21 protein-coding genes are annotated in these 20041 nt (G+C 60.0%); 7 read left to right on the top strand and 14 right to left on the bottom strand.

Annotated elements, in window-relative coordinates; genetic code table 11:
* Positions 1-151 precede the first annotated feature (151 nt).
* Together ACGLHR_RS29885 and ACGLHR_RS29880 are read left to right on the top strand one after the other, a co-directional pair.
* Positions 152-505, top strand: a complete 354-nt coding sequence (locus ACGLHR_RS29885; RefSeq protein ID WP_400098121.1) for a cyclophilin-like fold protein — start codon at positions 152-154, stop codon at positions 503-505.
* A gap of 154 nt (positions 506-659) precedes the next feature.
* Entirely contained in the window at positions 660-1889 is a 1230-nt protein-coding gene (locus tag ACGLHR_RS29880; RefSeq protein WP_400098119.1) for an MFS transporter, read from the top strand.
* 392 nt (positions 1890-2281) lie between these two features.
* On the opposite strand, the gene ACGLHR_RS29875 is transcribed toward ACGLHR_RS29880, so the two are convergent.
* The 7 genes from ACGLHR_RS29875 to ACGLHR_RS29845 form a co-directional block, all read right to left on the bottom strand.
* A complete protein-coding gene (locus tag ACGLHR_RS29875; RefSeq protein WP_400098118.1) occupies positions 2282-2716 on the bottom strand; it encodes an HU family DNA-binding protein in 435 nt (144 codons plus the stop codon).
* A 101-nt stretch (positions 2717-2817) separates the two neighbouring features.
* Entirely contained in the window at positions 2818-3735 is a 918-nt protein-coding gene (locus ACGLHR_RS29870) for a tyrosine-type recombinase/integrase (protein WP_400098116.1), read from the bottom strand.
* 143 nt (positions 3736-3878) lie between these two features.
* Positions 3879-4187 carry a hypothetical protein gene (locus tag ACGLHR_RS29865; RefSeq protein WP_400098114.1) on the bottom strand — a complete coding sequence of 103 codons (309 nt, stop codon included), beginning with the start codon at positions 4185-4187 and terminating at the stop codon, positions 3879-3881.
* On the bottom strand, positions 4184-4510 hold the full coding sequence (locus ACGLHR_RS29860) for a hypothetical protein (RefSeq protein WP_400098129.1): 327 nt from the start codon (positions 4508-4510) through the stop codon (positions 4184-4186). Before ACGLHR_RS29860 ends, ACGLHR_RS29865 begins: the two co-directional genes overlap by 4 nt.
* Entirely contained in the window at positions 4440-4826 is a 387-nt protein-coding gene (locus tag ACGLHR_RS29855; protein ID WP_400098127.1) for a DUF6884 domain-containing protein, read from the bottom strand. The genes ACGLHR_RS29860 and ACGLHR_RS29855 overlap by 71 nt, the downstream gene beginning before the upstream one ends.
* Positions 4827-5183: 357 nt before the next feature.
* Positions 5184-5510: a hypothetical protein gene (locus ACGLHR_RS29850; RefSeq protein WP_400098112.1), complete on the bottom strand. Its 327-nt coding sequence runs from the start codon at positions 5508-5510 to the stop codon at positions 5184-5186.
* A 116-nt stretch (positions 5511-5626) separates the two neighbouring features.
* Positions 5627-6544, bottom strand: coding sequence for a hypothetical protein (locus ACGLHR_RS29845; RefSeq protein ID WP_400098110.1), 918 nt, complete (start codon positions 6542-6544; stop codon positions 5627-5629).
* A 1423-nt stretch (positions 6545-7967) separates the two neighbouring features.
* Here ACGLHR_RS29845 and ACGLHR_RS29840 point away from each other — a divergent pair.
* Both ACGLHR_RS29840 and ACGLHR_RS29835 read left to right on the top strand, forming a co-directional pair.
* Complete coding sequence (locus ACGLHR_RS29840; protein WP_400098108.1) at positions 7968-8573, top strand: DUF1326 domain-containing protein; 606 nt, start codon at positions 7968-7970, stop codon at positions 8571-8573.
* Positions 8574-8753: 180 nt separating this feature from the next.
* A complete protein-coding gene (locus ACGLHR_RS29835) occupies positions 8754-9362 on the top strand; it encodes a DUF2182 domain-containing protein (RefSeq protein ID WP_400098106.1) in 609 nt (202 codons plus the stop codon).
* Positions 9363-9624: 262 nt separating this feature from the next.
* Here ACGLHR_RS29835 and ACGLHR_RS29830 read toward each other — a convergent pair whose 3' ends face one another.
* The 3 genes from ACGLHR_RS29830 to ACGLHR_RS29820 form a co-directional block, all read right to left on the bottom strand.
* A complete protein-coding gene (locus tag ACGLHR_RS29830; RefSeq protein ID WP_400098105.1) occupies positions 9625-10170 on the bottom strand; it encodes a hypothetical protein in 546 nt (181 codons plus the stop codon).
* 22 nt (positions 10171-10192) lie between these two features.
* A complete protein-coding gene (locus tag ACGLHR_RS29825; RefSeq protein ID WP_400098103.1) occupies positions 10193-10669 on the bottom strand; it encodes a hypothetical protein in 477 nt (158 codons plus the stop codon).
* A gap of 239 nt (positions 10670-10908) precedes the next feature.
* Positions 10909-11067 (bottom strand): hypothetical protein, encoded by a 159-nt coding sequence (locus ACGLHR_RS29820; RefSeq protein ID WP_400098101.1) that lies wholly within the window; start codon positions 11065-11067, stop codon positions 10909-10911.
* 461 nt (positions 11068-11528) lie between these two features.
* Between ACGLHR_RS29820 and ACGLHR_RS29815 the strand changes: the two genes are divergently transcribed.
* Positions 11529-14114, top strand: a complete 2586-nt coding sequence (locus ACGLHR_RS29815; protein WP_400098099.1) for an EAL domain-containing protein — start codon at positions 11529-11531, stop codon at positions 14112-14114.
* A gap of 340 nt (positions 14115-14454) precedes the next feature.
* Positions 14455-15021 (top strand): hypothetical protein, encoded by a 567-nt coding sequence (locus tag ACGLHR_RS29810; RefSeq protein ID WP_400098097.1) that lies wholly within the window; start codon positions 14455-14457, stop codon positions 15019-15021.
* 263 nt (positions 15022-15284) lie between these two features.
* Here ACGLHR_RS29810 and ACGLHR_RS29805 read toward each other — a convergent pair whose 3' ends face one another.
* Entirely contained in the window at positions 15285-16133 is an 849-nt protein-coding gene (locus tag ACGLHR_RS29805; RefSeq protein ID WP_400098095.1) for an HNH endonuclease, read from the bottom strand.
* Between the two features lie 280 nt (positions 16134-16413).
* Here ACGLHR_RS29805 and ACGLHR_RS29800 point away from each other — a divergent pair, with 280 nt between their 5' ends.
* Positions 16414-16962, top strand: a complete 549-nt coding sequence (locus tag ACGLHR_RS29800; RefSeq protein WP_400098093.1) for a cytochrome b — start codon at positions 16414-16416, stop codon at positions 16960-16962.
* Here the strand turns inward: ACGLHR_RS29800 and ACGLHR_RS29795 are convergent.
* From ACGLHR_RS29795 to ACGLHR_RS29785, 3 genes are all read right to left on the bottom strand, one after another.
* Entirely contained in the window at positions 16959-17567 is a 609-nt protein-coding gene (locus tag ACGLHR_RS29795) for an ABC-type transport auxiliary lipoprotein family protein (protein WP_400098092.1), read from the bottom strand. The genes ACGLHR_RS29800 and ACGLHR_RS29795 overlap by 4 nt on opposite strands.
* On the bottom strand, positions 17564-18391 hold the full coding sequence (locus ACGLHR_RS29790; protein WP_400098090.1) for an MlaD family protein: 828 nt from the start codon (positions 18389-18391) through the stop codon (positions 17564-17566). Before ACGLHR_RS29790 ends, ACGLHR_RS29795 begins: the two co-directional genes overlap by 4 nt.
* A 506-nt stretch (positions 18392-18897) precedes the next feature.
* Positions 18898-19443, bottom strand: coding sequence for a hypothetical protein (locus tag ACGLHR_RS29785; RefSeq protein ID WP_400098088.1), 546 nt, complete (start codon positions 19441-19443; stop codon positions 18898-18900).
* Positions 19444-20041 lie beyond the last annotated feature (598 nt).

Here is a 20041-nt window from a genome sequence, read left to right as displayed (position 1 = left end):
TCGCTGCCGCACTGCTTGCCCGCCTTGAACGGTGCCCGTGCTGCGGTCGGAAAACCGAGTAGTTGTTAACACAGTAGTACTAGGGCTGGCTGCTTGCTCCCTGGGTCATTCAGTAGCCCAGCCATCGGCCGCGCCCTCGAAGGAGTTCTCGATGAAGATTCGTTTGACCGTCGATGGCCAAAGCGCCACCGCCACGCTGTACGACAACGCCACGGCGCGCGATTTCGCGGCGCTACTTCCGCTGTCTCTCACGATGGAGGACTACGCCACCATCGAGCGCGGGTCCAACCTGCCGCGCAAGCTGTCTACGCAGGGTGCGCCGGACGGCATGGCGCCTGTGGCCGGTGAACTGGCCCACTACGCGCCCTGGGGAAACCTGGCGATTTTTATCCAAGGCCGCACCTACTCGCGAAGCCTTCTGCCGCTGGGCAAAGTGAACGAGGGCTTATCCGTTCTGGCCAAGCCCGGGCCGTACAAGGTGCGGATCGAGCGCGTCGAGGACTGAACCTCAGATCGCACACCGGCAAATACAGCAGCAACTGGAGACCTTGGCGTCTCTCGGTCTCCTTCGGCGACTGACACCCCATCGCCATACCGCGTCCGCTCTGACTGCCAGGCACAGCATTGCTCGTCCATATCAAGACATAACCGAATATTCCATGACCGCCCAAGTATCCGCCGACTCCATAGGCAACACTGACACTCCGCGTGAAACCAGGGAGCCATCCGCCTCCTGGAGCGGCGTTTTCGCTATGTCGATCTGCGCGTTCGCGCTGGTCGCTTCGGAGTTCATGCCCGTCAGCTTACTCACGCCGATGGCCGCCGACTTGCATATCACCGAAGGCATGGCGGGGCAAGGCATCGCCATCTCAGGCGCGTTTGCCGTGGTGACGAGCCTGTTCATCGCGGCGCTGGCCGGCAGCCTGAATCGCAAGACGCTCCTGCTGGCGCTGACAGCGGCGATGGGCCTGTCCGGCGCCATCGTCGCGCTGGCGCCGAACTACTTCACCTATCTGCTGGGCCGGGCGCTGATTGGCGTGGTCATCGGCGGCTTCTGGTCCATGTCGGCGGCCACGGCCATCCGGCTGGTGCCGACGCCTCAGGTGCCACGCGCCCTGGCTATCCTAAATGGTGGTAATGCGCTGGCCACGGTGGTGGCTGCGCCGCTGGGCGCCTACCTCGGTGCCGTCATCGGCTGGCGCGGCGCCTTCCTGTGCCTGGTGCCGGTGGCACTGATCACGCTGGTCTGGCAGTGGCGCACGCTGCCTTCCATGCAGGCCCCGGCACGCACGACAGGCGCTGGCAATGCCCTCCGGATCTTCGCGCTGTTCAAGCGTCGCGGTGTCGCCTTGGGCATGGCGGCCAGCAGCCTGTTCTTCATGGGGCAGTTCGCACTGTTCACCTACGTGCGGCCGTTCCTGGAGACGGTGACGCGGGTGCAGGTGCCCACGCTCTCGCTCATCCTGCTGGCGATTGGCGCCGCGGGCTTCATTGGCACCATGCTCATTGGCAAGGCGCTTGAGCGGGGCTTCTACCAGACGCTGATTGCCATCCCGCTGGTGATGGCCGTCATCGCCACAGCCTTGATCGCCTTCGGCGGCTGGATGGCAGTAGTCGTCGCCCTGCTGGCGCTGTGGGGCCTGACGGGTACCGCCGCGCCTGTGGGCTGGTGGGCATGGGTGGCCCGGACTTTCCCGCATGACGCCGAGGCCGGCGGCGGCCTGCTGGTGGCGGTCGTGCAAATGGCCATCGCGCTGGGCGCCACTGTGGGGGGGCTGCTGTTCGACCACAGCGGCTACCAAAGCACGTTCGTGGCGAGCGCGGCACTGCTATTGGTGGCAGCCACCCTGACCGTTCTGACGGCGCGCATGGGAGAGACGCAAGCCTAAAACAATCGCTCACCACGTCACCAAAGAAGTGATATGGCCGGAGAAGACGTTCTGTCTTGCATCTATCGGAGCGACGGAGCGGATGCCATTGTGAACAGGAGCCAGCACACGAGCTGAGGCGCTCCCATCGTTTGCGCACGATGCGGAGCAGTCAATCGAATTGCTGAGTCGTCGCGACGTTGGAGGCCGCTCCGTCCGTCTTCGCATGTGAAGCGGTCGCTTCCGGTTCGGCGCGCAATGTCGCAAGCTGGCCAATCTCAGCCGTCCGCTCGCGTTGAGATCCACCTTGCGCCCGTCCTTCGGACCGCCATGTAAGGCCCATTCTTTTGCCAGCCGGGCATACATAAAAATGGAGCCTCGCGGGCTCCATTCGTTCACCAGGTCGGTACGCCTTACACCGCGGCGTCCTTCAGTTTCTTCAGCGGGCGGACCTTCACCTTGACGGTGGCGGGCTTTGCTGCGAACCACTGATCTTCGCCGGTGAAAGGGTTCTTGCCGAAGCGCTTCTTGGTCGCCGCTACTTGCAGGGCAGTGACCTTGAGCAGGCCAGGGAGCGTGAACTCGCCCGCACCCTTCTTGTGCACCGCGCTCAGGACCGTGTTTTCCAGATGTGCCAGCACGGTCTTGACGGTCTTGGCGTCCAGCTCGGTCTGGGCGACCAGGTGGGCCAGCAAGCTCGCCTTGGTGAAGGTTTCCTTCAGCGGCTTCGCCACCGGTGCAGCCGCAGCGGCCTTCTTTGCCGGTGCTACTGCCTTCTTGGCCGGCGCTGCCTTCGTGGCGGCAGGCTTGGCCGCGGACTTTACGACAGCTTTTGCTTTGGTTGCCATGGATTCTTCTGTGGTCTGGTTAATTGGTGATATGTCGCCGTAGAGGCGTCCGCGAGAATAGCAAACTCTATGCGGTATGTGGGACTTGGGGACACCAACACTTACAACTGAGCATCAATGGTGGCTCTGATCCGGTCGCAGGTTCGCGTGCTGGCCAGCCCAAGCAGCTTGCTGACTTCATCGCGGTTGCGCCCGGCAAGTAGCAGCCGGCGGCAGTAGGTGTTGCGCAGCACCCGCGGGCTCATGTCTTGCGCTTCGAAGTCGATCGCGAGGAGCGCCGCTCGCACGATCTTGCCAAGGCTCATATCCGTGATCGGCTCGCCGCTGGCCTGGAGTGAGAACACGAGGTCGCCAATGACCGGAGGGGTCCGCCGGCGAACGCACCACTCGGTCAGGATTGGCACCGCGAACGCGGCGAGGGGGATCGTGCGTGTATCACGCGCGCCGTGGGCTGGCACGCGCAGGTAGGGCGGGGCAGCATCGGGCTGCAGGTCCTCCCGGCGGGCCGTGCGGCCTTCCAATGCCGTGACGCCGGTGCCGAGGAAGAGCGCCACGATGGCGCGGTTGCGCAAGGCCGCCTGATCATCCCCAGCGTGCGGCTGCACCCAAGCCTGCAGGCGGGCGTCCGCGTCCTCTGGCAGGTAGATGGGATCCGGCTCGGCCTTCGGCCACTGACCGTCGCGGACCAATTGACCGGCTGGATTGCTCTTGCGCACGCCGATGGCAACCAAGTGGCGACACAACCGGTCCAGCAGTTTCAGATAGCGCATGCGCGTGGCGGTACTGTAGCCGCGCGCGTCGGGCGCCTGCCAGAAGGTATCGATATGGTCTGGACCGAAGGTGGCCACGGTGGTGTCGGCGTCGAGCAGATGACGCCGAAAGTGCTCGAACATGGCCTGATGCTGGATGATCGAGCGGGCCGCGAAAGGGCGCCGGTCCGCGCCGGCTGCCTCGCGGCGCTGCCAATCGGCGTAGGCGAGGGTGGGATTGGTGAGCCAGAGACTGTCGACGGGTGTCATGACTGCATTTATATACTGAATTCCGCTCTCCCCGCACCCCTACCGCCTCTTCGAGGCGGACATAGCCTTCAGGTTAGCGGGGTGAAACCAGGCGGACAGATGCTCGCCGCCGTGTGGCTCTGGAGAGAAGGTCGTCACCACGCTCATGCGCGATGCGGATTGCGCTTGAGGCGGGCATAGCGCGGATAGCGGGCGTCGAGCATCTCTTCTATCACCTGCTGGCGGTCGCCGTCCTCAGGGTCGGGGGGGCACTCCAGCAGGTTTGTGTCTGCACAGAAACGCATGATTTCCAACAGCAACGCTTCGCGCCGCGGCGGTGGGAAATGCAGGCGTCTGGCTTTGGTCCAGTAGCGGTAGCCGGCATGGGTGAGGGCAAGCAGGGCGTCGGGCGTGCCATCGAGGTTGGCAGCGAGGGCCTTGGCTTCCAACTGCAGGGTGATGGTGATAGTCATTGGTTCGGCTGGAGATTCGTCAGAGCGATCCAACGGGAAACGATGTGCGCGCGGTTTCCCGTTCCCTCCTCGACGTCGGCTTCGGCGGTCATGCCGCTGGGTCCTTGGAAAATGCTCCGGATGGTTGCCCAACGGGGCGCAATCCCGGGCAGGTGTCGGTAGGCGTGCATGACGCGCTCGCCCACCGTGAATGGCCCAGCGCGGCGGAAGTAGGACACGCCGTTGGGAAAGCGCCCGATCTCTTCGGAGGGGTCATTGCTTAGGCCGTCCAGATACTGGCCGAGCTGGGAGCGCTGCATCCCGATGCCGCCGCTGGTCTCCACGATCGCCGGGGTAGCACCAGCACCAACCTTGCGGGCCCACCGCTCCACGGCCGCGCATCACCCGACGGTAGTGCATGCCGCCGGCGAGGAAGACCGGGCCGACCTGGTCGGGCCACGCCGCACCGGCCATCGCCGTCGACAGGCCCGAGAGCATGGTCTCCGCGCGATCCGCGGTCATACGGGCATCGTAGGGGGCAATCTCCGCGTCCGGCTGGATAAAGCCATGCTGCGCCGAGAGGATGATGACCTGGGGCTGCGCATCGGCTCGCACGTGCGCGCGAAACGTTTCATACATGACGCCGCGATACAGATCCATGGCGGGGGCAGGGCGGTTGAGCTTCGTGGCCGAGCAGGCCATCAGCACCAATGGGCGAGCCGGCGATCGTGCGACGGTTGCGCGAGCGATTTCATCAAAGAGGCTGAGTTGCGTGGGGTGGGCCTGCATCGGAAGCACGGGGGTGATGGGTCATACTTCCAATCTACAGGGCCAGGCATGAAGTCAAGGCCGGACAGCAGGGCGGGCCGTCAAATGTCCCGTCCGGCGCGCTTGGCGTTGCGCGCCCCGACAAGCGAGGCCTCGCTGCGCGTTGCCAACTCGGGGATTGGCACCTGCATCATGTTTCGTGCGGCCTCGCGTATCGCGCTGGTGAGGCACTCACGTCTGCCAGCCAGGTCAACATTCCCATGGTTCCGGATCAAGCGGGTCGCGTTGAAACGCCAAGCGGGAAGCCGTGCGGTGGCTCCGGCCTCGGGTGCCCGCGCTGATGCCGACGGTGGCGTGGCACACGCGGTCCATTCCCAGCTGTACCGTATCGTAGTGAATCACCAGGACCGTCCCGGCGGCACTGAAGAAGCGCTCGAACTCCGTCGAGATCAAATCCTGCACGATGGCGCCGGGGTCACCCACCGGCTCGTCCCCGTAGGCGAGGACGCCGAGAGCCGACGCGGGCGAGGCGGAAAAGGTGAGGGCGGCGCCGATCGCGGCGATGGTGCTACGCATGTCTTTCTCCTGACAGATGACGGTCCTTCGGCTTCCAAGCCGGAACCTTGAGTGTTTCTGTCAGGATGCCCTCCCGCCATCGAAGTCAAGAGGCGGCGGCAGGCGCTAGACGGGGATCAACTCCCCTGCACCGGTTTGCGGCTGCGGGCGGGTCTCTGCGCGGCACTACCGGCGCCGTGGGCGTCCAGTTCCGTATGGCCCTGGGTCTCGGCCTGCCTTGCGGCCTCGGCCTGTTTTTCCCGCCATGCTTTCAGTTCTGCCTGAGCGCCGGCTGCAACGCCGACGGCCTCGGTCAGCCTCTCTCGCGTGGATTGATGCGCGGCCTGCGCTTCCGCCAATTCCACGCGGACCCGACCTTCCCGTTGCTCCGCGTTGGCCAGCCGTGCCTCGGCTTGTGCCTGGGCCGCTTCGGCGGCGCCCCGCCGTGCCTCGGCGACGGCTGCCATCTTGTCGGCTTCCGTGCGTGCCGTTTGCTCGGCGGCCAGCTGAGCCCGAAGCTGTACCAACTCTTCTTCGAGGCGCGGCACCGCTTCCAACCTGAGTTCGGCCTGAGCCAACATACGCCGTACCACAGCGGCATCGTCGCGCTCGCGCTCGGCATCTTGGGTCAGTCGTTCGATCTCGGCGGATTGACCAGCGGATTTGCCAGCAAGCGTGTCCCGCTCGGTGGTGATCTGGAGCAATTGCTCTGCGAGCGCGTCTCGTTCTGCCTCCAGCGCTTCGCCGTTGGCGCTGTACACGGAAAGCTCGTGCATCGCCTGCGCCAACGCCGCATCCGCTTCGGAGGCAGCCTCCTCGGCGACTTTGGAAAGCTCTGAGCCCAGCGCAGAAAGCAGCCGCGTATTTGGCTCGGATAGCTTGCGGGGCACGGGTTTCTGGCGGCCTTGCCAGATCGTCCAGTGCCGGTGAATCGTATTCATACTGCCGCTGCCGATACGCTCCCGGACGGCCGCCAACGTGGCTTTGCGTCCCTCCGCAAGCAGCGCATCGGCTGCAGCTGCGACAACTTCATAGGCAATGCCAATCCGCGCCATATCGTATCCTCCGGCTTCTGTATCATATCGTATGCTATATCAATACGATATGAAAGCCGTTTGTCGCTACGGCCGAACGGAGAAGAACACGCGTTGTTTGCGCTCCCATCGACGAAGACGCTTTGGGGCCAATGAGCTGGCGCGCATTTCCGACCAGGAACTATCGGCTGTCATCCACGCCTTGGATAAGGCCCCAAGGCGCCGCACGGAGTCGAGGTTCCCTGCCGCGGTGTACCTTGCTATTTCCCCACGCCATAGATCCGGAAGCCCGCGCTCTACCATCATTGCATCGACATAGGCGCAGGCGAGGCGGATTTTCTCGGCACACGCATCACTCCGACGACGCCGTCTCAGCCAGAACGCGACCGCATGCCGCCTGCTCCTAAAATCATCGGCCTGGACGATGCCGCCCGTCCCGTAGTTGGCTTCGTTGACGAGGCCTCTTAGCAGCGTAAATCGGACCGATATTGGGGTGCTATCGAGCCACTCAAGAAGAACGCTGGCTGGCGTCTTGGGATAAATGTATCGCATCGACTCGGGGGCTCTATGAAACATTGGGCCCATATACAACGGCACATCGTTGGTGACCTTTAAGGGATCGACAGTTGCGAGAGAAGAAGTCCTCGCCGGGGATTGGACGCCCGATCTGGAATAGGTGGTCCTGGGGGACCGACCAGTGCGACCGCCATCATCCGGCTTCTTAGCACATACCTATGAGATTGCCGCCCTGCGGAGCCAATGCCAAGGACCGCGCGCGGCGAGCGCATCGGCGCGCGCTCGGTGCCCCGCCCCTCCCACACGTGCTGCGCGGTGCTGGTGGGCTGGACTGCCCTGACGAGAAGCGCGAATTTGCTGGACTGCTCCTCATCGGGTGCAAACTGGCTCTTCCCGACCCATCTCGGCCATTGGCAAATGGATAGGTGAAGGGCAGAGTCTGACTGCGACGGATACGGCCACCGTCGGCAGCTCCCGACCCCTTGCAGGCCACGTTTGTCGTCGGTGAACGAACTCGGCGCCTGGCTTGGCCTGACGCCGCTCCCAGCAAGCTCAGGATGGCGAGACCGGGCTCGGGCGTACCAGCCTGCGGGGCCAGGTCTACCTGCGCCCGCTGCTTGTTCAAGGTGCCCGAAGTACGCTCCAGTCTGCGCTACGCACGGAACTGCACATTCCTGTACGCGAACCCGGCCGCGCAGTCGGCTATTCTCACGCCTTCGGTCTCCCAAGACTCGTAAGCGTTGCTTTGCAGCCCGAAGCACCAGTTCGTCCGCCGCATTCTTAGATGGCCGCGGGCGGTCTCCCGTTGGGGATTTGAGTGCCGGGCAAATGAGCAGCGACTGGCAACGCTTGACACCGTTTCATGCTGGCTATAATGGATCATCGCCCTCCGCAAGGAGGGCCTGTGAGCCGAGGCAGGAGAAGTACCATGGCTTATGACTTGGAAGGCCAGCTCTTGGAAGTCTGCACATGCAAGATTCTGTGCCCGTGCTGGGTCGGCGAGCCACCTGACGGGAACGGAACCTGCCAGTCGATCAACTCGTGGCACGTCGACAAGGGAAGCATCGACGGGGTCGACGTCAGCAACTTGACGATCGCTGGTGTCAATCACATACCGGGGCCCGTCCTCGAAGGCGGCTGGAAGGTCATCTACTTCGTGGATGAGCGGGCGACTCCAGACCAGCACGACGCGATGGTCAGCGTGTGGACGGGGAAACTCGGCGGCCCCGTGAAGGACCTTGTCAGCCTGTACGCTGCCATTCTCGCGGTCGAGAAAGCCCCGATCCTGTTTCAGGTTACGCAAGGGAAGGGCACGCTTCGCATCGGCAACGACTTTTCGGCGGAGATGGTGCCTTTCCTGGGTGCGACAGGTGGGTTAACAACGCTTCACGATACGGCGTTCTCGACCATCCCGGGCGCGCCCGCGTACGTCAGCAAGGCCTTGTACTACAAGGCCACCGAACCGCGCCTGGGCATCGCCGTCGATCTTCAGGGTCACAACGCAATCCAAGGTAAATTTCACTTCAAGGGCTAGCGCCTGAACGCTCACATGTGGCCTGCTCAACGCGATCGGCTGCTCGCGTTTGTCCTGCTGTCTACTAGCGCACTTGCTTGGTTCGCCCTTTGGTACTGGGGACAGTCGCCCTACGTTCACTACGTCCATCACGCCCACCTGCGAGTCTCTTGTGGCGAGAGTAGTGCCCTGTATTACGGGATGATTTTTGTTGCCGGCTGGACGGTGATGACCGTCGCGATGATGCTGCCCACCAGCGTCCCGCTGATCAGCCTCTTCTCCACAGTCGCTCGCTCGCAGCCGGACTGGCCAAGACTTGTGGCGCTCGTAGTTGCAGGTTACCTGCTTACATGGGTCGCAGTCGGCATAGTCGCCTACGGCGGAGCCTTGCTGTTGCGCGAGGTGCTTGCAAGAAGCGCTTGGCTAATAGCCAACGCTTGGGTGCTAGGCGCGGTCACCTTGCTCGTGGCTGGCGCCTATCAATTTAGCTTGCTGAAGTACCGTTGCCTGGACAAATGCCGCTCTCCGTTTGCGTTTGTAGTGGCGCATTGGACAGGTGAGGATCGCCCGCGTCAGGCACTCTGGCTCGGAGTGCACCATGGCTTCTATTGCATTGGCTGTTGCTGGGCATTCATGATGCTGATGTTTTCGTTGGGCGCCGGCAATCTCGGCTGGATGCTCTTCCTCGGCGTACTAATGGCTATTGAGAAGAATTTTTCCTGGGGTCGGCATCTCGCCAAACCATTCGGCACAGCGCTCCTGTCAGCCGGGCTGATCGTGGTAGTCGAGTCGGTGATGTCGCGTCTCTGACGGCCGTTTGAAAGACCCAAGCGCAGACTCCCTACGGCCTTTATTTGCCTTCGCCGTCAACGACTGGCAGCTATAGGGGTTAGCCCGCGAGCGTCTGTAACTGGCCGAGGCGAGACCTCGGCCCGGTCGGCTCTTGCCGACCCTTCCCTGCCGTTCGACCTCGCGCGACCCCGGGGTCAGCTTCCAGGTGATAACTGCCACTCGGCAGGCCTTGCTGGCTGGCCCCCATCGGTCGAAGCAGACGTATATCCGGCTTCTATTTTTAGATTGGTCTCTTTACGATGGAGAATCTACTGATGCAGTCCTTTCCATATCCTAAAACCTCAGACCTCATGTGGGGCGTTTCAATGGAGAAGCGAACCATCGAAACTGGTGGAATATCGAAGATCATCGGAATGTCTACGTAGTGAGGCTTGATTCCGGTGATGTTTGACAGCCTCTCAACATTTGTGCAGCCCTGCCAACTGCTGCTGAGTTGCTGTGCACCGCGGTTGAACTCCGCTCCCAGAAACCTGATTTCAAGAATGAACGGCTTTTCAGGAGCATCGACAAGCCGGTTGTAACTCCAATTCAACATTGGTGGGTACTGATTCTTCGGAACAAGGATCTTGTGGTCGATCGGCAGATTCCGCGCTATGTCCTCAAGCGTGAGATAGCGGTCAGTTTGCCCAAGACGAAGGAAGCCCAGTCCAACCTTGTCGGCGGCGCTCAGATCCGGCTCCTCCGCACGATTTTCCTGGGGGCTCGTGCAGCCCCCAGCCAGCCAGACCGAAAACAGCAAAAGCAAGGTGACAACGGGGGCTTGCATGCTAGCAATGACTTGGAGGCGCTCACTCGCGCGTGAGTAAATTGAGGCGTTGGCTGGACAGATAGAGATAGGCCGATGCTGGATAGGGAATCCAGTTCACGAGCCGGATCAGCAGATCCCAGATCGATGGCGGATGTGCCAATGAGGCAATCGCGGGAGGAAGAAGTAGTGTTGCAGCAATCGATCCCCCATAGAGCAGAAGAAATCGCCGCCGTTCGTTAGACGTCATCAGGCGTCGGTGTCTCCTGGCAAACCAGAGGCTCACAATGCTGCTAACGAGGAATGCTACCGCAACGGAGAGCTCCACACCGCCGATATTGAGAGCCTTTCGGGCGATGCCATTAAACAGGAGAACGCCCAGAAAGGCTATGGCCGCATACTGCCATGTCGGGACGACTTTGATCTCGTTCTGCAAGGGTACGCTCCTGGAGATGCTTTTGCACGGCAGTTCGTCCAGCGCCTGCAAATTACCATTGGCAGAACTCAGCGTGTTGTCCACGAAGAGGGGTATGTTGTGGTGGACCAACGGCGCATTGATATACGATTCTCTCCACTGATTGCGATTTGCGGCGCGCGAATGACCGCTGTCTGGTGTGTAAGCGACGCTACATCGTCTGCACTGACATGCGGGCCGAAGACCGCTCATGGCCGGCAAGCGACTTCGGGATAGGGCGGTTGAGCGTTCGCTCTTGGCAATGCTTCCTGACTGCTTTAGTATTTTTCGTTGCGTTGCAACATTTATCTGCCGGTCACAGTATGGCCGCCCGCTGCCACGGGGTCCATCACGAGCGACAGCAGGGGAATACCTACGATGGCGAAGCCCCCGCCAAAGGTGCCCTTCATGAAGCAGATCAGTAAGACACCCGCGAATGTAGCGAGGATGGTGGTGGCGTTCAATTCAATGTTGCCAACCTCCTTTCGCCCCAATTGCGGCTAGAGCGACCTTGCAGAAGAGCGACGCCACCCATGGTCCTTGCGGTGGCTTGTGTGAGGTACGTATGAATTGCTGCAGACCCAACCAGGTTTCCAACTTCGCTCAGCGCCCCGGGCGCTGAGTGCTCAGGCCGGCCAGGAGCTCAGCGGTCTGCTGGTAGCACCTACGCCCATGATGTCCGGATCGACATCAACCACAGAGATATGGCATCCGGCTACCCCACCGAAGGAGGGGTACATCTTCCGCCGATTTGGGTCGTCAACTAGAGGACGATATTTGGAGAAAAGTGCGTCGGTACTCTTTCGATGTGCGGCACTAGCCAGACTTGATGCGCGTGCCGGGGAAAGCCACGTACTCGTTGCATGACTAAACTCCTGGGAGTCCCCAGGCGTTGCCTGACCTCGTATTGAGCTGATCCTTTGGCATGAAACCCTTCTTATCCCCGCTGCATGCCCCCCCTGTCGCCGCGTATCTAAAGCGCCTAACCCTCCTCACTGGCTTCCTGTTCGTTCTCTACGGGATACTGTGGTTTAAGGACATCAGAGTAGATATTGGGCTCGCCAATTACGTGCCATTGCACCTTGCGATGGAAACCGCAGCCATTGTTGCGGCGACGCTAGTCTTCGGTATTGCCTGGAATGCCCACGCGGAGTCCCGTCCGGGTAGCGTCATATTTCTTGGCGTGGTGCTGCTAGGTTCGGCGCTATTAGACTTCGCGCATATGCTGGGGTCCGGCGGCATGCCGGATTTCGTGACCCCTGAAAGCCCACAGAAAGCCATCACATTCTGGTTCGCCGCACGATTTCTGGTAGCAATCGGATTGCTCATCGTTGCTTTCCGCCCTTGGCAGCCGGTTCTGAGTCGGCGCGGGCGCTATCTCGCTCTCGCGCTGGTTCTGGCTTACGTTGCGGCGATCTACATCAGTGAGCTTTTCTTCCCGGAGGCTGTGCCGCATTTCTTCATCCGGGGGAGCGGCATGACTCCGCTTAAGATCTGGATAGAATATTCGCTGGTTCTGATGTACAGCATTGCTGCTGTTGCCCTCTATCGCAAGGCTCGCCTGGAAGCCGGTTTCAATCGGGCTGACTTGTTCGCCGCTGCTTCCATCACGTGCCTGTCAGAATTGTGCGCCACGCTTTACGGATCAGTCGGCGATACATTCAATATTGCCGCCCATGTGTTCAAGATCCTTTCTTTTTCGCTGATCTTTCGTGCCGTATTCATCGATAGCGTGCGCCAGCCGTTCCGCGACCTCAATGCGGCGCTGCTGAAGGAAAGACAATATGCGGCCGAACAGCATTCACTGGTGCGGACTCTGGACATGCTGGAGGAGGGCGTGGTGGAGCTTAGTCCGGGTGGAGTCCTTACCCATGCCAACACGGGGTGGTGGAGGCTGGCCGATACGCTTTCTGCCAACGACTCTCTGGATGAATCGATCCAGCCCCAGGACCGTCCTGCGTTTCTGAAATGCCTTGAGCATCTGCAATCCGGGCAAAAGGATGAATTCCACGGACGCTTCCGCTTCATCGCAGACGCCGGCCACGAACGCTGGATGGACTGCCGTTTTCTTGCGGAGCGAAACGACTGGGGGCAGATCCTCGGTATCCGAGGCGTTTTGCGCGACATCACCAAGACGTATCTTCAGGAGCGCCACATTGCCCATATGGCGCACCACGATGCACTTACCGGGCTACCCAACCGGATATTGCTGGAAGACCGCATCAGCAAGGCCATCCAATCCGCCAAGCGTCACAACGAGATCGTCGCAGTTTGCTTTGTCGATCTGGATCATTTCAAGAATATCAATGATGCTTATGGGCATAAGACGGGCGATGGCCTACTACGCGAAGTTTCCAGCGCGCTGGCGAGTTGTCTGGCGGAAGGAGACACGGTGGCGCGCTGGGGCGGTGATGAATTTGTCGTCCTGTTCCCGTGCGTTGCTGACCTCTACGCCGCGCGGGAGGCGGCACGCCGGCTGGTCAGCGTCATGGGTCAGTCCTTCAAGTCGAACGGGCAATGTGTCAATGCGACATTCAGTGTGGGGGTTTCCCTTTACCCCATCGACGCAGACAACGTTGATGCGTTGCTGACTCATGCCGATCGGGCGATGTTTTACGCTAAGTCTCAGGGGTGCAACAACTTCCAGCTCTTTTCTGACATGACCGAAAGAGGGCTTGGGAAGAAGGAGCTTTACATCCAGGCTCGTCTGGCCCAGGCCATCCGAGACGAACGCATTATGGTCTGGTTCCAGCCTCAAGTGAACACTCGCAGCGTGGCCTCCGGCGAACACCATCATCTGAAAGGAGTGGAAGCCCTGGCACGCTGGAAAGACGACGACTTCGGCTGGATCCCTCCTAGCAGCTTCGTTCCGATGGCTGAGAACCTTGGCCTGATCGGTGAACTTGGCCGCCTGGTGCGAAGGAAAGCGCTCGCCCAGTTCCGGCAATGGATGGCAGACCGTCCCGGCCTGCATCTGTCCCTGAATATTTCCAAACGTCAGTTGGTTGGGCCGGATTTCTGCAGCTCAATGCTCGAAGACTGCGTGACGTTCGGGGTTCCGACCAACAGGCTGGTCCTAGAAGTCACTGAATCGATCGCATTGATGGAAGTGGAGGGCGCCGACGACCAACTACACCGACTCGTCGGCGCCGGCTTCACGCTTTCCATCGACGATTTCGGAACTGGCTACGCCTCCCTATCGCAATTGCATGCACTGCCCGTCGGAGAACTGAAGATCGACATATCTTTCGTGCGGCGCGCTCATACGCCGGATGGGTTGCGGATACTGCAGGCCATTGTGCAACTGGCCAAGGCCTTGTCTTTCCGCACGGTAGCGGAAGGCGTCGAGGATGAAGCGACAAGCGTCTTGCTTAACGAGTTGAATGTCGACATTCAGCAAGGCTACTACTTTGGCCGCCCCTGCGCGGGCGAGGAGTTTGCGGAGCGCTTTTTCTTTGTGGCAAGCTCCGACCCTGTCCTAAATCGACCGCCTGTCAAGGACGAACGCTAGAAACTCCCCGCCGCCTCGATATTCGTCGCCTGAGCGAAATCCGTAACTCAGGCTAACGGGTTTTTTTGGGGTTCATCGCCGATCTGCAAAGTGACTGAGGGTCGCAGAACGACCTGTTTGGGCCATTCGCTTGATTGCGGCGAATGCCCGGTTCGGCTGGGATTGCAGTCTTTCGCTATCCCGGCTCATCTGCATGCATGTGCGCGATGGCGCGATACCGCCGAAGGTGATGGCCGACCGCCGAGGGGCCGACCAGCTTTTAGCTGGCCAACCCGTACTTAGAAGACTCAAGAGCATGCGTGATAAAGTGCCTGATGGACTACAAGTACGAGGCTAAGAGATGGCGGAGAAATCTACCGAAAAACTGCCAAAGGTGATACGCCTGCGCGATCTGGCATGGCTGTTGAATGACATCAATTCTGATCTGGTCGCAGCCGTAGCAGTTTATCAAACTATCTTTCGCGATATAGACGACCATCAAGCCAGACGCATGTATGGTGAGACCAGGCTGTGTCTTAATGCGATAATAATTAATTTATGTCGACTGATTGACGCGACGCGAGTGTACGGGCGGGAAATTAAAGAAAATATTACAGAAGATGTGCGCGGCCGCCTGAATGCTATCACGAGGCGTCTGGATGATGGAAACTATTATCGATATAGAAGCGCCTATTTAGCCCATCCTATTTCAAGAGATACAGGACGTCCTCTCCTGCTAGTAGAGGCGAAATCGGCCTTAAAGATTATCTTGGGAAACGAATCTGAGTCGCCGCGAAAGATGATGGATTTGTATTGCGACTGGATTCATAAACCTGGAACAGACTGCGTCGCCGATACGCTCTATCGGTGCATTCGAGAGATTGAGAGCCAGACAGGCCCATTGGGGCACCGGGGCGAACATACGTAAATCGTAAATCTCCGGCGCCCCGCTGGTTGCACTAGCGACGATCGTGTCCGATTTTGCGGCGGCCGCTCAGGTTACCTGGCCTACTGGTTTGACCATTGAGCACGATCGCCCCGACTCAGCTCCGAACTTCCGTAGTCGACCCATATTTGCCCTTCAGTCGGAGAAAATCGACGTCAGCTTCGAGCGTATAGCGGCCGTTCTCCCATCACGTCGGTCTGCGCGGACAAGGTCTACGTCGGCGTGAGGAAAGGCTCTATCCTCGCTCACACAGCCATAAACCCGCCTTCACAGAACCAGTTGCTCTCGGCGAACGCTTCGAATGCAGAAACACGCCAACCATTGACACGCACGGCGCGCGCACTCTCCGCTCGGGCGAGCAACTCGCTGCGAACGGTCGCAGCACCGCCTGCGTCATCGATTATTTGAAGCTGATGTCTGATGTTCAGCAACTCGTCAGCACCTTGTGCAGCGTACAGCCCGCCGAGCCCAAGCGTTTCAAAATGGAGGAGCATCCGAGCTGCAAGCACTTCATCCCAATGATCTGGCGGCTCCACGAAGAACCTCAGGGAAGCTGGTGCGGTTGTCTGCACGGAAGCGAACAGCCAGCGATCGCCATCAATGTCGTCAAAGTAAGGATGCAGCGTCTCCTCGTTCGCGCTCGTAGGCAGGTTCGCCAGCTTGGCCTTATTGCAGTCCTTGCACGACGGCACCAGGTTCAGCGGGGTAACCGCTAACACAGGATAGTGCGCCTTGGGCAAATGGTGGTCGAGCGTGGATGCATCCCGCTGGGCGCATAATGGGCACTTTCCGGCGGGGGCTAGGCTCATTAGAGCGTCGTAGACGGGTCGTCCGGGCGCGGTCTTCGAAACCATTCGCTGGGTGTAAACAGTCTCCATTTCGGAAGTCGTGACCACGCCGCCGATGACGGCCTCGCGCACAAATTCGTGCAGCCGTATCTGGGCTGCAAGATCCTGGAATGTGTCGGATGCCTGGGTGACGTTCGTTGATATCAACGCCAATCTCGCCCTGAGCTCGGGATTACGCACGCGGCTGATGCACAGCGCGAAGACATCGCCAGCGGCCAGTTCCGGAGGTTCTAAACATGACGACATAAGTATTGCAGCATGTATGATTGCGTGGTTACTCTAATGGAGAGGCAGTTCAGGCACCTAACGGTTGCGCCGACAGCCGAAATCTAGTGCGGTGTCTCGTCGTCGAGCTATTATTATCGAGACCGCATTCCGAATCGCCTCGATGAAGCAGATCAGGGCTAAACTTGCCGATTGTTGGATTTGCTCAAGCAATTGAGTAGCGGGACTGGTCGAGAGCAGGAGTTGCAGGTTATCCGCCTGCCTCAGGCAGGGAGGAGTCTTGATTGACGGAAGGTGAGCGATGACGATTAAGAACACCGAAGGCCACTATGGAGTTATAGCGATCCTGTTCCACTGGTCGATGGCTCTTCTCGTTATTGGACTTGCGGCATTGGGCCTCTACATGGTCACGCTTCCGGATGTCGGCTTCAATACGAAAAAAATCGTGCTGATTCTCTACCATAAAGAGTTCGGACTGTCGGCATTTGTTTTACTCGTCGCTCGATTGGGCTGGCGTGTCACGCAAGTACTTCCGCAACTGGTGGCACATTTACCGGATTGGCAAAAAATAGCCGCACGATTTGTCCATCTTTGCTTCTATGCCATGCTGAGCGCCCTGCCGATCAGCGGCTGGATCATGTCATCCGCGGCTGGCATTCCGGTATCGTTCTTTGGCCTATTCACCCTGCCTGATCTCGTAGGTAGTGATGACTATCTGTTTCATCGATTCATCGACATACACAAATGGCTGGGCTACGTTCTCATCCTCTTCATATTCGTTCATGTGGGCGCAGCACTAAGGCACCATTTAGTATTCAAGGACGATACCTTACGCAGAATGTTGCCTTAGTGTGCCTTCTCGACCGTAAATTTGGCGAGTTCGCGCAAGACGTACACCATCGCCTCATTGGCCGCCACGACTCCTGCGTAGGGGCTCCGGTCCCGCAACGGTTCCTGCACCGACAGCTCCTTGGTCGCTATAACCTGGGCCGTTACCTCCCGACTCAGGTAGAAGCGCATAGTGAGCCGCAGTATCGCGGGGTTCGAGCTGAAGTCCTGCTTAAGTTCTAAGATCTCGGTGCGAAGGGCGTAAGTGTGACTTCCGAAATGTGGGGGCGCCAAAATCTCGCTGAAATAGTGAGTGCGTCGAAGTGTCTCGACGATCAAAGGTTGAATCATCTGTGAAGGTGTTTCCGCCCATTCATTCTGACTGAAATACGCGATCTGATAAGCCTGGCTTGTATAGGTCATCTGTGTTGTGGCATAGATCGGATCGGTCTCCGGGACCAGAACCAACAAGGTTGCGGAGTGTGCCTGCGCGATGGGGAGATCGAGCGGAATTCTGTCCAGCACATATTTTTTTGTATCAATCTTAACGGGCGAGAGCAAGGCGCAGCCCGCGCACAAGACCACGCATAGTGCGACAAAGCTCGCCCTGCCCATATAGGCTTTCATTTCTTTTCCCCCGGTCCCGATGGTGGCGGCGCAGTGCCGCGAATCAAGCTTGACGGGTCTCGATTGATTTTGGTAGATAGGTCCGTGAGAGAAGTGGACAAATTATCAAGGTTGGACAGAGCCTTGTACGCTTCTGGCAAAATTTGCGTCTGGAGCGCCCGCACGGTGTCATGACTCGATTGCAGGAGCGACTCAAGGCGTTGACTGGCGCGTTCGGTATTAGCAACAATAGCGTTCAGTTTCTCGGTATTTTTTGCCAGTGCATTGGTGGCTAGCTGCAAGCTGTCGGCAGATTGCTTCAGTGAGGCCACGGTCTTGGTGTCGAGTATTGTTACCATCAGGTCGGTAAGGACCTGAAAGTTGTCCTTAACCTGATTTAGCGTTGTGTCAAGCGTCATGACTTTCGACGGTGCCGTCGGGATGATCGGATAGGGCGCACCCGGCCGTGTGGTCAGTGGCCGTGAATCGCTTCCGACGTCTTCGAGAGCAATGTAGGCGTAGCCGGTGAATCCTCGTGTCGCGAGTCCTCGGGAGGTTATTGTCGCGACACTGGCCGAAGTAACCGGCGCACCCTTGTCGATCCTCACGACGATGCTCACTGAACGCGGATTGACCAACCTGATGCTTTTCACCTTTCCCACATCGACGCCGTGGAATTCGACCGGGGCATCGGCAATGAGACCGGATACGGACTCTTGGGTATCGATCTGGTAGGTTGCGTACTGACTTACGGAGAAGAAATACCACGCTGAGCCAGCGGAAATCGCAATAAGCAAGAACACCACAAACATGAACCTTGCCTTCGTGTTGATGCCGTTTTCCATCGCGCATCACCTCCAAGGGATGAGGGTCGGCAGAGGTTCGTGCGGAATCATCCTCCTAGGGTATCTATCTGAACGCATACGAGTCGGTTAGTTAGACCACACACGGTCCAACCAACGCGGGCTTCAAAGCTGGGACGAGACTTGCTTCGCGATGTGGCCAGCAGCAGAACATCAACCAGCATCCAGCACAGTACATCTAGCACCCCGGTACTGTCCGAATGATCGGGCCAACTTGCATGATTCTCATAGGTGCCGCTGGTCCCGCATGTTCTGATCCCGCACGTGGTCCGGGAGCTAGGCCCGGAGGCAACCCCGAAAGTAGCCACGGAGGTGGTCCCCGAGGTGAGCGCAGTGGAGGACACGGCGGTGGCGTTCCCGGTCAGTAGCGCTACCCCCTCATTGTTCCAATCTCACCACTGCGTCAGCCATCCCGCCTCCGACCATCACGGGCTCGCCGCCACGCCCTTAATGATATCTATTGCGCACATTAGGCGCTGCTATACCCTTCAGTGGTGATGCATACCGCCTCCGCCGTGGAAGCCGCCGTCGGAACCGCCATGCGGACCATCGTGAAAACCCCCGTGGGGCCTGTCATGGAAGTCATGAAATCCATCATGGTGCCCGTCATGGAAGTCGCGGTGGGGACCGCCATGGAAACCGCCGTGAAAGCCGTCTCCCATGCCCGATCGGCGGAAGAACATATGGTGCATGCGGTGGAAATGATGAAAGCGGTCGATAAAGATGAAATCCGCGCCCAAGCCAACCCCGACCGGCGCCCAGTACCAGGGGTCAACGTAGTAGGAGCCCGGCGCCGGGTAGGTCACCGGCCCGCGGTCTGCGCCCTCCACGATCTGCCAGGTGCCATCTGGCTGCAGGCAGGCCAGGCCCACCACCTGCTGCAGTACGCCCCTGATCTCGGCCTGCCCTACCACCTCCTGGCACGGTACACCGTCGGTATCCCAAGCGCCTGCCGCCGCCATCTGGGCGGCTGCGGGCACGCACAAGCCGAGGCCGGCGAGCAGCGCCGCCACGGCTCCAAGAGCCTTGCCCATGATTTCATCCGAAGTTCGAATGCCCGACGTCACGACGCGGCCTAGGTGACTGCCCGCCCGCATCCCGCAGCACATCGGTTTGCCTGCCTGCTCCGGCCGCGGCGCGTGCCGCATGCGCGGTCATGCATGATGTATACGGATGACGGCGCGGTTTTATTCCATGCCGGGGCGCGTATCATGCAAGGCGCGTCGCAAGGCCGCCTCGCCCTCGAACAGCCCCTGGAACGGCCGCTACCGCCAGGCCTCCGGATAGCCGCCGAGACTGTTGCGCAAATACGTATGCCGGCCCGCCTGCCGCAACGGGCCGACCGAGTCGAGATCGGGTGTGACCGAGGTGATGCGTACGGTGAGCCGCCCCGGCTGGGGTTCTGGCACATCAGTTGCGCCGCCGGCCCGCGCTCGCCCTGCAGCAGGCGCGCGCCCGTTAGGGTTTCCCGAGCACGCGACAGGCGCAGCATGACGATGCTGCCGACCGGCGCCCGCATTACCGCCGCGGCCTACTGGTAGCTCCGGTCTCAGGCCGACCAGCAGCTGCACCTCGCGCTGCTCGGCCGGCGGGGCTGCAGAGCGGGCGCTCCACATCGCGCGGCAGGCCATT

Origin of the sequence: Cupriavidus sp. CuC1 (genome assembly GCF_044627735.1) — a bacterium.
GTDB classification, from domain to species: domain Bacteria; phylum Pseudomonadota; class Gammaproteobacteria; order Burkholderiales; family Burkholderiaceae; genus Cupriavidus; species Cupriavidus ulmosensis.
The sequence above is the reverse complement of the archived record's forward strand: the minus strand, read 5'-3'. Positions and strand labels throughout refer to the sequence as shown.

What these genes read in the sequence shown, in the direction of transcription:
- ACGLHR_RS29885 (WP_400098121.1), top strand. Translation starts at nt 152, where the DNA reads ATGAAGATTCGTTTGACCGTCGATGGCCAAAGCGCCACCGCCACGCTG.
- ACGLHR_RS29880 (WP_400098119.1), top strand. Translation starts at nt 660, where the DNA reads ATGACCGCCCAAGTATCCGCCGACTCCATAGGCAACACTGACACTCCG.
- ACGLHR_RS29875 (WP_400098118.1), bottom strand. Translation starts at nt 2,716, where the DNA reads ATGGCAACCAAAGCAAAAGCTGTCGTAAAGTCCGCGGCCAAGCCTGCC.
- ACGLHR_RS29870 (WP_400098116.1), bottom strand. Translation starts at nt 3,735, where the DNA reads ATGACACCCGTCGACAGTCTCTGGCTCACCAATCCCACCCTCGCCTAC.
- ACGLHR_RS29865 (WP_400098114.1), bottom strand. Translation starts at nt 4,187, where the DNA reads ATGACTATCACCATCACCCTGCAGTTGGAAGCCAAGGCCCTCGCTGCC.
- ACGLHR_RS29855 (WP_400098127.1), bottom strand. Translation starts at nt 4,826, where the DNA reads ATGGATCTGTATCGCGGCGTCATGTATGAAACGTTTCGCGCGCACGTG.
- ACGLHR_RS29850 (WP_400098112.1), bottom strand. Translation starts at nt 5,510, where the DNA reads ATGCGTAGCACCATCGCCGCGATCGGCGCCGCCCTCACCTTTTCCGCC.
- ACGLHR_RS29845 (WP_400098110.1), bottom strand. Translation starts at nt 6,544, where the DNA reads ATGGCGCGGATTGGCATTGCCTATGAAGTTGTCGCAGCTGCAGCCGAT.
- ACGLHR_RS29840 (WP_400098108.1), top strand. Translation starts at nt 7,968, where the DNA reads ATGGCTTATGACTTGGAAGGCCAGCTCTTGGAAGTCTGCACATGCAAG.
- ACGLHR_RS29835 (WP_400098106.1), top strand. Translation starts at nt 8,754, where the DNA reads ATGATTTTTGTTGCCGGCTGGACGGTGATGACCGTCGCGATGATGCTG.
- ACGLHR_RS29830 (WP_400098105.1), bottom strand. Translation starts at nt 10,170, where the DNA reads ATGCAAGCCCCCGTTGTCACCTTGCTTTTGCTGTTTTCGGTCTGGCTG.
- ACGLHR_RS29815 (WP_400098099.1), top strand. Translation starts at nt 11,529, where the DNA reads ATGAAACCCTTCTTATCCCCGCTGCATGCCCCCCCTGTCGCCGCGTAT.
- ACGLHR_RS29810 (WP_400098097.1), top strand. Translation starts at nt 14,455, where the DNA reads ATGGCGGAGAAATCTACCGAAAAACTGCCAAAGGTGATACGCCTGCGC.
- ACGLHR_RS29805 (WP_400098095.1), bottom strand. Translation starts at nt 16,133, where the DNA reads ATGTCGTCATGTTTAGAACCTCCGGAACTGGCCGCTGGCGATGTCTTC.
- ACGLHR_RS29800 (WP_400098093.1), top strand. Translation starts at nt 16,414, where the DNA reads ATGACGATTAAGAACACCGAAGGCCACTATGGAGTTATAGCGATCCTG.
- ACGLHR_RS29795 (WP_400098092.1), bottom strand. Translation starts at nt 17,567, where the DNA reads ATGAAAGCCTATATGGGCAGGGCGAGCTTTGTCGCACTATGCGTGGTC.
- ACGLHR_RS29790 (WP_400098090.1), bottom strand. Translation starts at nt 18,391, where the DNA reads ATGGAAAACGGCATCAACACGAAGGCAAGGTTCATGTTTGTGGTGTTC.
- ACGLHR_RS29785 (WP_400098088.1), bottom strand. Translation starts at nt 19,443, where the DNA reads ATGGGCAAGGCTCTTGGAGCCGTGGCGGCGCTGCTCGCCGGCCTCGGC.